This window comes from Pseudoxanthomonas suwonensis (assembly GCF_000972865.1).
GTDB lineage: Bacteria > Pseudomonadota > Gammaproteobacteria > Xanthomonadales > Xanthomonadaceae > Pseudoxanthomonas > Pseudoxanthomonas suwonensis_B.
Genome location: NZ_CP011144.1, coordinates 2,662,854 through 2,675,021, shown reverse-complemented (window position 1 = coordinate 2,675,021; position 12,168 = coordinate 2,662,854). Strand labels below are relative to the sequence as shown.

The 12,168-nt window shown below is 68.5% G+C and carries 12 protein-coding genes; 2 read left to right on the top strand and 10 right to left on the bottom strand.

What is annotated here, in order from left to right:
* The 8 genes from WQ53_RS11080 to WQ53_RS11050 all read right to left on the bottom strand — a co-directional run bounded on the left by WQ53_RS11080 (position 1) and on the right by WQ53_RS11050 (position 7,046).
* Entirely contained in the window at positions 1-1,326 is a 1,326-nt protein-coding gene (locus tag WQ53_RS11080) for an ABC transporter ATP-binding protein (RefSeq protein WP_052632371.1), read from the bottom strand.
* The gene (locus WQ53_RS11075; RefSeq protein ID WP_082112993.1) at positions 1,316-2,143 is read right to left on the bottom strand and encodes an ABC transporter permease; all 828 of its coding nucleotides are present in this window, start codon (positions 2,141-2,143) and stop codon (positions 1,316-1,318) included. The genes WQ53_RS11080 and WQ53_RS11075 overlap by 11 nt, the downstream gene beginning before the upstream one ends.
* Before the next feature lie 30 nt (positions 2,144-2,173).
* Positions 2,174-3,367, bottom strand: a complete 1,194-nt coding sequence (locus tag WQ53_RS11070; RefSeq protein ID WP_052632367.1) for a cystathionine gamma-synthase — start codon at positions 3,365-3,367, stop codon at positions 2,174-2,176.
* A 212-nt stretch (positions 3,368-3,579) separates the two neighbouring features.
* Positions 3,580-4,956 carry a pyridoxal-phosphate dependent enzyme gene (locus WQ53_RS11065; RefSeq protein ID WP_052632365.1) on the bottom strand — a complete coding sequence of 459 codons (1,377 nt, stop codon included), beginning with the start codon at positions 4,954-4,956 and terminating at the stop codon, positions 3,580-3,582.
* Positions 4,957-5,150: 194 nt separating this feature from the next.
* Positions 5,151-5,366: a YdcH family protein gene (locus WQ53_RS11060; protein ID WP_052632363.1), complete on the bottom strand. Its 216-nt coding sequence runs from the start codon at positions 5,364-5,366 to the stop codon at positions 5,151-5,153.
* 17 nt (positions 5,367-5,383) lie between these two features.
* Entirely contained in the window at positions 5,384-5,578 is a 195-nt protein-coding gene (locus tag WQ53_RS16855) for a hypothetical protein (protein WP_144409313.1), read from the bottom strand.
* A gap of 191 nt (positions 5,579-5,769) precedes the next feature.
* Positions 5,770-6,651 (bottom strand): hypothetical protein, encoded by an 882-nt coding sequence (locus tag WQ53_RS11055; RefSeq protein WP_052632361.1) that lies wholly within the window; start codon positions 6,649-6,651, stop codon positions 5,770-5,772.
* A complete protein-coding gene (locus tag WQ53_RS11050; RefSeq protein ID WP_052632359.1) occupies positions 6,648-7,046 on the bottom strand; it encodes a DUF4398 domain-containing protein in 399 nt (132 codons plus the stop codon). The genes WQ53_RS11055 and WQ53_RS11050 overlap by 4 nt, the downstream gene beginning before the upstream one ends.
* 106 nt (positions 7,047-7,152) lie before the next feature.
* Here WQ53_RS11050 and WQ53_RS11045 point away from each other — a divergent pair, with 106 nt between their 5' ends.
* Positions 7,153-8,289 (top strand): PilT/PilU family type 4a pilus ATPase, encoded by a 1,137-nt coding sequence (locus WQ53_RS11045; RefSeq protein WP_052632357.1) that lies wholly within the window; start codon positions 7,153-7,155, stop codon positions 8,287-8,289.
* A 211-nt stretch (positions 8,290-8,500) separates the two neighbouring features.
* On the opposite strand, the gene maiA is transcribed toward WQ53_RS11045, so the two are convergent.
* Entirely contained in the window at positions 8,501-9,172 is a 672-nt protein-coding gene (gene maiA / locus WQ53_RS11040; protein WP_428992246.1) for a maleylacetoacetate isomerase, read from the bottom strand.
* A gap of 105 nt (positions 9,173-9,277) precedes the next feature.
* Positions 9,278-10,276 (bottom strand): fumarylacetoacetate hydrolase family protein, encoded by a 999-nt coding sequence (locus WQ53_RS11035; protein ID WP_052632356.1) that lies wholly within the window; start codon positions 10,274-10,276, stop codon positions 9,278-9,280.
* Positions 10,277-10,772: 496 nt separating this feature from the next.
* Between WQ53_RS11035 and WQ53_RS11030 the strand changes: the two genes are divergently transcribed.
* Positions 10,773-12,134 carry a DEAD/DEAH box helicase gene (locus WQ53_RS11030; protein ID WP_052632354.1) on the top strand — a complete coding sequence of 454 codons (1,362 nt, stop codon included), beginning with the start codon at positions 10,773-10,775 and terminating at the stop codon, positions 12,132-12,134.
* Positions 12,135-12,168: the final 34 nt, after the last annotated feature.

The window sequence follows — 12,168 nt, the reverse complement described above, 5'->3', positions numbered from 1 at the left end:
TCATCCCTGAGACACAACTAGGGCCGGTTCGCGAAATGCAGGTGCTGGCGCCAGCCAGCCGGTGCCGGTATGCGGCTGGACCATCACGTCGAAGTGCCCTGCATAACTGACGCGATGCGTCCGCCTGTATTCACCGTTCACGATCTGGCCGACCCCTATCGCGAGAACGTACCGGTTCCCGGAAAACGGCGTGCGCAGCTTCCATTCCATCTCGTAGCACCCGGGCTCGAGCGGCGATTGCGCAATACCCATGCCCTGGGTAGTGGCGCTCCACAGAGCGATCCCATCTACGCTCGATATCTGCACGCCGAAACATGGCTCGGCAACCCTCTCGTTCACCCGGACACGGACCTTGGCGCGCACTTCCCCGCCGTACTCGACCATCGAGCACGGATTGCCGTGCGCGTCCAGGAGAGCGACGGATTCGGCGAAAATTGACACGTCGCGCGCGATGGCCACATCCAAGTCGGGTGCGGCGACATCAGCCTCGGGGGCTACTGCGGCGGCAGGAATCTCATCGTAGGGGGGATCGATATGCACAACCACGATCTCGCCGCCCTCGTCCTTCACCAGATCGTCGGCATACGCCTGCACGACGTCGCGGCACGCGCCGTCCAGAATGAGCCCGCCACGTTTGAGGAAGATGGCTCGGTCGCAGTATTCGAGAAGCACGTTGGTCGAATGCGTGACCAGCAGGATCGATACGCCATTGCGCTGCATCTGCCTGATCCGATCGAGGCACTTCTGCTGGAACGCAACGTCGCCCACGGCCAGCGCTTCGTCCACTATGAGCAGGTCGGGGTCGACATGGATGGCAGTCGCAAATGCCAGCCGCACAACCATGCCGCTCGAATAGGTCTTGATCGGCTGATCGAGAAAATCACCGATGTCGGCGAACCTGACGATATCGTCGAACCGCCTGTCGATTTCGCGCTGACTGAGGCCCAACAGCGCCGCGTTGAGGCGGACATTCTCCCGTCCGGTGAAGTCGGGATTGAACCCCGACCCCAGCTCTAGCAACGCCGCGATCCGCCCTTTTGTCGCAATCGCACCGGACGATGCAGTCAGTGTCCCGCAGATGATCTGCAGCAACGTAGACTTGCCGGAGCCGTTCCTGCCGATGATGCCAACCGTTTCCCCGCGCCCGACCGAGAATGAAATGTCGGACAATGCGTGGAATTCCTCGTAGTAGCGGCTCCTGCGCATGCCGAGCATGCCCTGCAGCCTGGGGACGATGAACTGCTTCAGTCGGCTCCGCGGCGTGTCGAACATCATGTACGACTTGCTCACGTGGTCGACATGCACCACGCTGTCTTCAGAGCACATCCGCGAATCCCTTCCTCGTCGCCTGGAACCAAGCGTATCCGAGATACGCGAATGCGGCCGAAAGGGCCAGCATCACTGACCATTCGCCGAAATCGATCCAGCGCCCCCATATCAGCACATCGCGCGCCTGTTCGATAACGATCGTGAGCGGGTTGGCGCGCAGCAGCGGCCTGTAGGCTTCCGGCAAGGATTCGATCGAATAGAAAATCGGCGACATGAATAGAAGCACGGTGGTACCGACACCCACGACTTGACCGACATCCCGCAGATAGACACCCAGGGAAGCGAGCAGCCAGCTGATGCCAAGGGTGAAGAGCACCAATGGAAGCACGACCAGCGGGAACAGCACGGCCGTCACTGGTGGCAAGCCGAAATACACGAGATGGAATCCGAACCAGACCAGCATGGTGACGGCAAGATGGAACAGCGCCGAAAGCATGCTCACTACAGGCAGTATCTCAAGCGGAAACACCACCTTCTTGACGTAGTTGACGTTGTTGAGGACAAGCCCGGGCGAACGGTTCACGCACTCTGAAAAGACCGAGAACACCATCAATCCGGTGAAAAGGACCAGCGCGAATTCAATTCGCGTGCCCTGCCCGCTGGGCCAGCGCGCCTGGAACACTACCGAAAAGACGAAGGTGTACACCGCGAGCATCAGCAGTGGATAAAGGAACGACCACAGCAGCCCCATGAAGGATCCGCGATAACGCCCCACCACTTCACGCTTGGTCAGGACGATGGCCAGATCCAGGTTGCCCGCCAGCACTCTGTACAGGTGCGCCATTCCAGTGGCGGTGCGAACATCGCGATTCATGCCCACTCCCAATCAGCTGCTTGACGCATCTCAACGCACTCCGTCGAGTGCATGAGCCAGGTCCGCCTGAAGATCGGCAGCATCCTCCACCCCGACGCTCAACCGCACCAGCGCATCACTGATCCCCAGCCGCCGCCGCCGCTCCACCGGCACCGACGCATGCGTCATCACCGCCGGATGGTTGACCAGGCTCTCCACCCCACCCAGCGACTCGGCCAGGGTGAACAGCTCGGTCCGTTCGCAGAAGCGCTTGGCCGCCTCGAACCCACCCTTGAGCATGATCGAGACGATGCCGCCGAAGCCCTGCATCTGCCGTGCCGCCAGCGCGTATTGCGGGTGCGAGGCCAGGCCCGGGTAGATCACCTTCTCCACCGCCGGATGCGTCTCCAGCCAATGCGCCAGCGCCAGCGCGTTCTCGTTGTGCGCACGCATCCGCAGCGGCAGCGTCTTCAGCCCGCGCAGCGCCAGGAAGCTGTCGAACGGTCCCTGCACCGCGCCGATCGAGTTCTGCAGGAACGCCATCTTCTCGGCCAGTTCGGCGTCGCCGCCGGCCACGACCATGCCACCGACCATGTCCGAATGGCCGTTGAGGTACTTGGTCGCCGAGTGCATCACCAGGTGCGCGCCCAGTTCCAGCGGGCGCTGCACGATCGGTGAGGCGAATGTGTTGTCGACCACCACCAGCAGGCCGCGCCGATGCGCGATCTCCGCCACCACGGCGATGTCGACGATCTTGAGCATTGGGTTGGTGGGGGTTTCGATCCAGACCATCCGCGTCTTCGGCGTGATCGCCGCCTCGAACGCCGCCAGATCGGTCAGGTCGACGAAGCTGAAATCCAGCCCCGCGCTGCGCCGGCGCACGCGTTCGAACAGCCGGTAGCTGCCGCCGTACAGGTCGTCCATCGCCACCACGTGGTCGCCGCTATCCAGCAGCTCCAGCACGGTGGAGGTCGCCGCCATGCCGGAGGCGAATGCGAAGCCGCGGCTGCCGCCCTCCAGCGCCGCCACGCAACGCTCGTAGGCGAAGCGGGTCGGGTTGTGGGTGCGGGAGTACTCGAAGCCCTGGTGCTCGCCCGGACTGCTCTGGGCGTAGGTCGAGGTTGCATAGATCGGCGGCATCACCGCGCCCGTACTGGGGTCGGGCGCCTGGCCGCCATGGATCGCCAGGGTCGCAAGCGCCAACGGGCGCCCGGCCGGGCCGGCTTGGGGGGACTGATCCGACATGTCGGGACTCTTCAGGGGACCGCGGATTCTAGCAGCCCTGACTTAACGGCCCGACAGCGGCAGGCCGCTCCGGAAGGGTGTGCGGGCCCGGATTCCTGACAGCCGGCATGCCCTGCCAGGCAGCCCCTGACCAGGATTACCCTCGCCAGGCCGGGACCTCCGTCCGCAACCGTACGCAAGGGTGGCCGCCCGTCCCGCCCCCGGCAGCCAGGCTACTGCACCCGCCGCCGCAGATAATTCAGCAGGTCGATCCGGGTAATCAGCCCCAGGAACCGGTCGCCGTCGGTCACGATCGCCACCTGCCCCCGGTCGAATACCGGAAGCAGGGCCTCGATCGGCGACTTCACGTCCAGCTTTTCCAGCTTGCTGACCATGGCCACCGAGACCGGGTCGCGGAAGCGGGCCTCGTCGCCATAGACGTGCAGCAGCACGTCGCTCTCGTCGATGATGCCGGCCAGGTGCTCGCCCTCAATCACCGGCAGCTGCGAGACGTCGTACAGCTTCATCCGCTGGTAGGCGGTGGTCAGCAGGTCGTTCGGGCCGACCACGACGGTGTCGCGCTGGCTGTACGGGCGCAGGATCAGGTCGCGCAGATCGCCCTGCTGCGGCCGCTCCAGGAAGCCGTTGTCCAGCATCCAGTAGTCGTTGTACATCTTCGACAGGTACTTGTTGCCGGTGTCCGGCACCAGCACCACCACCTTCTTCGGCTCGGTCTGCTCGCGGCAGTACTTCAGCGCCGCGGCCAGCAGGGTGCCGGTGGAGGAGCCGCCGAGGATGCCCTCCCTGGCCAGCAGTTCGCGCGCCGTATGGAAGCTCTCGGCGTCGCTGATCGCGTAGGCCTTCCCGACCCGGCTGAAATCGGAGATCGACGGCAGGAAGTCCTCGCCGATGCCCTCGACCAGCCAGCTGCCGGACTTCTCGTCGAGCACGCCCTCGTTGATGTAGCGGGCCAGGATCGAACCGACCGGGTCGGCCAGCACCAGCTCCACCTCCGGCGCCTTCTCGGCGAAGCAGCGCGACAACCCGGTCATCGTGCCCGAGCTGCCGCAGCCGAACACGATCGCGTCGAAACCGCCCACCTCGGCCATCTGCGCGATGATCTCCGGCCCGGTGCCGGCCTCGTGCGCGGCCGGGTTGTCCGGGTTGCCGAACTGGTTGATGAAGTAGGCGCCTGGGGTCTCGGCGGCGATGCGCGCGGCCAGGTCCTGGTAGTACTCCGGGTGGCCCTTGGCCACGTCCGAACGGGTCAGCACCACCTCGGCACCCATCGCCTTGAGGTTGAAGATCTTCTCCCGGCTCATCTTGTCCGGGACCACCAGGACCAGCTTGTAGCCCTTCTGCTGGGCGACCAGGGCCAGGCCGATGCCGGTGTTGCCGGCGGTGCCCTCGACCAGGGTGGCGCCGGGCTTCAGCTCGCCTCGGCGTTCGGCCGCCTCGATCATCGACAGGCCGATGCGGTCCTTGATCGAGCCGCCGGGGTTGGCGTTCTCCAGCTTCAGGTACAGCTCGCAGACGCCGGCGTCCAGGCGCCGGGCCTTGACCATGGGCGTGCGCCCGATCAGTTCGAGCACGGAGGCGTGCGGGGCCATCGTCGATCCGGTTGCGTGGCCGCAGCGCGCGGCGGAACCGGGATTATCGGCTGGAACGCGTCGCCCGGAAACCGCATGGCCGGACGGCGGCGGGTCCGGTGACCCGCCAGCACCGTGGCAGGGGAATTGCGTGGGCGGTGGCGGCCGACGAGGAAAGCCGCCACCGCCCACGACTATGAAACGGGACGACCGGGTCAGTGCGCCCGGTCGTAGATGCGCAGCAGTTTTTCCTTGGCGTGCAGCTTCTCGCGCTTCATCTGCCCGAGCGTGAAGTCGTCGATCGGCAGGATGCCGAGCTCGGCGTCCATCACCTTCTTGTCCAGCGTTCGGTGCCGCTGGTAGAGCTGCCTGAACTCGGGATCGCGTTTCATCAGCGCTTCGATTTCGGCCTGCGGTTGCCCTTCGAACATGTCTGCACCTCCTGGGGTCATCGCGCATCCGTGCCGGAGATGCCGGCCTGCCTGGCCGGCCCATAAAAGCGAACGCCCCGGGCCTGCGAGGTCCGGGGCGTCGCGTTGTCGGAGCGGTCGTGGCGCGCGGCGGCATTGGCGCCACCGGAAATCTCCGATCCGGCCTGGTGCGGCCCGACGGCGATCTCCGGTGAAGCGGACAGCGGCTGCATCGGCAGGGTGCTCCGGTCAGCCAGATGGCGGAAGCACCATCTGGGTATCCGACCCTACTCCTCGCCCCGCGGAGCGGCAACCCTCACCGCAAGCCATTGATTGAAGTGGAAAACAGGGCGGAAACGGCACCGTAACAACGCCGCCGGAAAGCCCCGGGAAACCGTGTAACGGCTTGATGTAACTCCGGTTTCTACTGCGCGACGATGACTTCCGCGGCCTTCTTCGCGGTGGCCGCCGCCTTCTTGCCGGTCGCCTGAACCTGGCCGGCCGGCACCCCGCCGGCCACCAGTGCCGCCTTCAGCGCGTCGGCCCGGGCCTGGGCGAGCTTGGCGTCGCCATCGTAGGCCTCGACCCGGATCCGGCCACGCTTGCCGATCTGCAGGTAGGCGGCCAGCGCGCTGGCCGCGGCCTTGCCGTCGGCGCTCAGGGCACCGCGCGAATAGGCGCCGGCCGGCACGGCGAACACCTCGCCGCGCGACTCGAAGGTCGAGGGCGGCAGCCTGGCGCTGGACACCAGCTCGGCCTCCTGGCGGGCCAGCTGCGCCTCCTTGCGGCGGGCCGCGCTCAGCTGCGCGGTCTGCCGACCGGTCGCCGAGCTCAAGGCCTGCTCGACGTCACTGCGTGCCGCCGCCTCGGCCTCGGCGGCCAGGCGCAGGCGCTCGGCCTCCTCGGCCTGGATCTGGGCCTGGATCCGCAGGCGTTCGGCCTCCTGGCGGGCGCGCTCGGCGTCGCGGCGGCTGGCCTGCAGCAGCAGGTCGCTGCGCTGCAGGTCCAGGGTAGCCAATTCGCGCCGGGCCGCCTCGGCCCCGGCTGCGGTCTCGGCGATCTCGACCCGGCGCTGGGCCAGGTACAGCACGCCGGGGCGGTCGCCGCGGCGGGCATCGGCCAGTGCGGCGATGGCCTGGCGCGCCTCCATCTGCTCGAAGGCGGCCAGCCGGCCCAGGACCGGATCAGCCTGCAGGACATTCATGCGCGCCTGCAGGCGGACGGCGTCCGGGTCGTCCGCGGCGCGGGCCGCGGCCGGCGCCAGCAGCAGGCAGGCCAGGAGGGCGAAACCGTGGACGGCCCTCATGGCGTCGCCTCCGCCGGCAGGCCCAGCGATTCCCGCAAGCGGGCGATCTCGTCGCGGCGCTGCAGCAGCCCGGCTTCGGCCTGCGCCCGGTCGCTGCGCACCCGCGCCAGGTCGGCATCGGCGGCGGCCTGCCGGGCCAGCTGGTCGGCCTCGCGGCGCTCGCCGCGGCTGCGCGACAGCGCCCCGGCCTGCGCCCGCACCAGCGCCTGCCGGGCCGTGTCGAGCAGCTCGGGGGCGTAGTGGTCGGCATCGGCGTCCTGGGCCTGCTGCACCGCCTGCTGGGCGCGGTGCAGGTCCGGCGAGGCGACCTGGGCCTGGGCTGTGACCGCAAGCCCGGATGCGACGACGAGCGCATACAGGCGCCGGCGGAAGTGTGCGAAGCTAGGCTCGTTCATCGGGGAACGTCGTGTCCTGTGGGCGCGGCCATTGTCTGTAGCCTGCGGCGTGTGCGCAACGTCGCGCCGCGGGCACCTAATTTCGAGTAGTGGGGATTGTCGCGCAATGGATATCGGCTATTTCCTGAAGCTGATGACCGAGAAGAACGCCTCGGACATGTTCCTGACCACCGGTGCTCCGGTATACATCAAGATCGAAGGCAAGCTGTATCCGCTGGGCAACACCGGCCTGCCGCCGGGCATGGTCAAGAAGATCGCCTACTCGCTGATGGACGAGGGCCAGGTGCCGCAGTTCGAGCGCGAGCTGGAGCTGAACATGGCCATTGCCCTGGCCGACGCCGGGCGCTTCCGGGTCAACGTGTTCAAGCAGCGCGGCGAGGTCGGCATGGTGATCCGCGCGATCCGCAGCGTGATCCCGAGCATCGAGGACCTCAACCTGCCGGACGTCCTCAAGGACATCATCATGACCCCGCGCGGGCTGGTGCTGCTGGTGGGCTCCACCGGCTCGGGCAAGTCGACCGCGCTGGCGTCGATGATCGACCACCGCAACAACAGCACCACCGGCCACATCCTCACCATCGAGGACCCGATCGAGTACCTGCACCGGCACAAGAAGTCGATCGTCAACCAGCGCGAGGTCGGCCTGGACACCCACGCCTTCCACAACGCGCTGAAGAACGCGATGCGCGAGGCGCCGGACGTGATCCTGATCGGCGAGATCCTGGACGCGACCACGATGGAGGCGGCGATCGCCTTCGCCGAGACCGGCCACCTGTGCCTGGCCACGCTGCACTCCAACAACGCCGACCAGACCATCGAGCGCATCCTCAACTTCTTCCCCGAGAGCGCGCACAAGAACGTGCTGATGAACCTGGCGCTGAACCTGCGCGCGGTGGTGTCGCTGCGCCTGGTCAAGGGTATAGATGAGCGCCGGCTGCCGGCCACCGAGGTGCTGATCAACACGCCGATGATCCGCGACCTGCTGCGCCGCGGCCAGGTGCACGAGGTCAAGCAGGCGATGGAGGCCTCGCTGGAGGAAGGCATGCAGACCTTCGACCAGTGCCTGTTCCGGATGGTCAAGCAGGGCCGGATCGAGCAGGAGGAGGCGCTGCGCGCGGCCGACTCGCGCGACGGCCTGGCGCTGAAGTTCCGCCTGTCCGAGGGCGCCGACGCCGAGCATGACCCCTATGCCGACGTGACCACCCCGCCGGCGACGCCGACGATCACCCACGGCTTCGTGTAGGAGCCGGGCTTGCCCGCGACGCCATCGGCACGGGCGACGTCCTCATGATCCCGACGCCTGTGTCGCCGACTGAAGTCAGCTCCTACAGAAGATCTGCGCCGCGGCTGTTGTAGGAGCCGGGTTCAGCCGGCGACCCGACGCCTCCGGCCAGGCGACGTCCTCGTGCTCCCGACGCACGTGTCGCCAGCAAGCCAAGCTCCTACAACAAGAACTACGAGCCCTTCGGCGCGTCCGGCTGCGCCTCCGGCGCGGCGTCCTGGAACGCCGGCAGCGCCAGGCAGGCCTGCTCGATCCGCTCCAGCGTCGGCCATTGCCCGGCCTCTAGGCCGAACCGGCGCGCGTTGTACAGCTGCGGCACCAGGCAGCAGTCGGCCAGCCCGGGAACGTCGCCGTGGCAGAACGCGCCGGTGGCCGGATCCTCGGCGACCAGCGCCTCGAACGCGGCCAGGCCTTCGACGATCCAGTGCCGCACCCACTCGTCGCGCTCGGCCTGCGGCACGTTCCAGTGCCGCTCGAAGAACTGCAGCACGCGCAGGTTGTTGAGCGGATGGATGTCGCAGGCGACCAGCTGCGCCAGCCCGCGCACGCGGCCGCGCTCGCGCGCGGTGCCGGGCAGCAGCGGCGCCGCGTCCGGCCAGACCTCTTCCAGGTATTCCAGGATCGCCAGCGACTGCCGCACCGCGCGGCGACCGTGCAGCAGCACCGGCACCAGTTGCTGCGGGTTGACCGCGACGTAGTCGGCCGCGTGCTGCTGGCCGCCGTCCCGGAGCAGGTGCACCGGTAGCGTCTCGAACGCCAGGCCCTTCAGGCCCAGGCCGATCCGCACCCGGTAGGCGGCGCTGGACCGCCAGTAGGAGTAAAGGTGCAGGCTATCGTCGATCATCCTGTCCACCGCGCGTCTCCCCAAGCGACCGGACCGCAGGCACCATAGCGCGGCGCGCCCATCCTGCCACGGCCGCCGGTCGCGGTCGCGGCACCGCCCGCCGGATCAGGCCTGGCCGGGCGGCGGCTGGCGCTCGATCCGCTGCTCGATCGCGCCGAACAGGCTGCGGCCCTGCCGGTCCAGCATCTCGATCCGCACCGTGTCGCCGAACTTCATGAACGGCGTGCTCGGCTGGCCGTCGCGCAGGGCCTCCACCGTGCGCTGCTCGGCGAAGCAGGAGGCGCCGCGGGAGACGTCCTGGTTGGCGATCGTGCCCGAGCCGACGAGGGTACCGGCGGCCAGCGGCCGGGTCCTGGCGGCGTGCGCGACCAGTTGGGCGAAGTCGAACTGCATGTCCTCGCCGGCCTCCGGCGCGCCGAACCACTGCCCGTTGATATGGGTCAGCAGCGGCAGGTGCAGCTTGTTGCCGCGCCAGGCCTCGCCCAGCTCGTCAGGGGTGACCAGCACCGGCGACAGCGCCGAACGCGGCTTGGACTGCAGGAAGCCGAAGCCCTTGGCCAGCTCGCCCGGGATCAGGTTGCGCAGCGACACGTCGTTGACCAGGCCGACCAGCTGGATGTGGCCGGCCGCCTGCTCCGGTGTGGCCGCCATCGGCACGTCGTCGGTGACCACCACGATCTCGGCCTCCAGGTCGATCCCGTAGTCCTCGCTGACCACGCGGACCGGGTCGCGCGGGCCATAGAAGCCGGCGCTGGTGGCCTGGTACATCAGCGGATCGGTGTAGAAGCTCTCTGGCACCTCGGCGCCACGGGCGCGGCGCACCCGCTCCACGTGCGGCAGGTAGGCGCTGCCGTCGACGAACTCGTAGGCGCGCGGCAGCGGCGCGGCCAGGGCGGCGGGATCCAGGTCGAAGGCGCCGTCGGCCTCGCCCGCCTCGAGCGCGGCGGCCAGGGCGTTCAGCCGCGGCGCGGCGTGCTGCCAGCCGTCCAGCGCCTGCTGCAGGGTCGCGGCGATGCCAGTGGCGCGCACCGCGCGGGCCAGGTCGCGCGACACCACCACCAGGGTGCCGTCGCGGCCACCTTCCTTGAGGGATCCGAGCTTCATCCGGGCTGACTCCTGCTGGCTGGAGCCGCGGATTGTACGGTTCCGGGGCTACGGTTTCATCAGAAACGTTATGCCCGCCCCCGCTGCCGCGCTGTTGTTATGTAGGAGCGGGCATGACCGCGACACGGGCGTCGGAAGCACGAGGCCGTCGCCTGTGCCGGCGTCGTCGGTGTCGCGGTCATGCCCGCTCCTACAAACGCACCCCACCCGCGCAGGCCACATGAACGGCCGCCACCGGCCGTTTCCCCATGGACGGGCCCTTCGCGTAGAATCCGCGGCCTGATTGCCAGCGGCCGTCCGTTTCCCTCCGGGACCGGCAGCGCCGGGTCACTCCGGCGTCCGCCCCACTCCGACGCCATTCGCCAGGCAATCGGGCCGGTCCTTCCGGCCAGTCCCCACTCGCAGCGCGGTTCACGGGAACGCTCCGAGCCACCGATCGAAAACCGATCAGGCCTGCGGCCATGGCTGCGGGCCGCTGCCATGGAGCGTTCCAAACATGTCGTTCGAATCCCTGGGCCTGGCGCCCTTCCTGCTGCGCGCGTTGTCCGAGCAGGGCTATGAAACCCCCACCCCGATCCAGCAGCAGGCCATCCCGCTGGCGCTGGACGGCCACGACCTGCTGGCCGGCGCGCAGACCGGCACCGGCAAGACCGCCGCGTTCGGCCTGCCGCTGCTGCAGCACCTGGGCACCTCGCCGCAGGCCGTGGGCCCCGGCTCGCGCCGCCCGCGCGCGCTGGTCCTGACCCCCACCCGCGAACTGGCCACCCAGGTCCACGACAGCCTGCGCGGCTACGGCAAGCACCTGCGCATCCCCAGCGCGGTGATCTACGGCGGCGTGGGCATGGGCAACCAGCTCGACGCGCTGCGCCGCGGCGTGGACCTGGTGATCGCCTGCCCGGGCCGGCTGATCGACCATATCGAGCGCCGCAGCGTCGACCTGTCCGGGATCGAGATCCTGGTCCTGGACGAGGCCGACCGCATGCTCGACATGGGCTTCCTGCCCTCGATCAAGCGGATCCTGGCCAAGCTGCCCAAGCAGAACCGGCAGACCCTGCTGTTCTCGGCGACCTTCCCGGAAAGCATCAAGCAGCTGGCGATGGAGTTCATGCGCCAGCCGCGCGAGGTCCAGGTGACCCCGCAGAACACCGTGGCCGAGACCATCGCCCACCGCGTGCACCCGGTCGACGGCGGCCGCAAGCGGGAACTGCTGCTGCACCTGCTGGCGGCCGATTCGCGCGTGCAGACCCTGGTGTTCGCCCGGACCAAGCACGGCAGCGACAAGCTGGCCACGTACCTGGAGAAGTCCGGCATCCAGACCGCGGCGATCCACGGCAACAAGAGCCAGGGCCAGCGCATGCGCGCCTTGGGCGACTTCAAGGCCGGCAAGGTCAAGGTGCTGGTGGCCACCGACATCGCCGCGCGCGGCATCGACATCGACCAGCTGCCGCGGGTGATCAACTTCGACCTGCCGATGGTGGCCGAGGACTACGTGCACCGGATCGGCCGCACCGGCCGTAATGGTTCCACCGGCGAGGCGATCTCGCTGGTCGCCCAGGACGAGGCCAAGCTGCTGCGCGCGATCGTGCGCATGCTCGACCGCGACGTGGAAATCCGCGACGTGGCCGGCTTCGAACCGCAGGTGCCGATCCGCTGGGGCAACAGTGCCCCGGGCAAGGCCGAGCAGCCGGGTGGACAGCGTCCGCCGCGCCGCCACGCGCGCCGCCCGCACGGCGAAGCGCCGCGGCACGCGCACGCGGGTCCGAAGAAGCACGGCGGCGGTCAGCGCGACGTCGGCAGCGGCAACGCGGGCCGGCGCCAGCAGGGCCCTCGCCGCGGCGGCCAGCACGCACCGGCGTAATTGCCGCGCACCTCGACGCGTAACAGAATCCGCG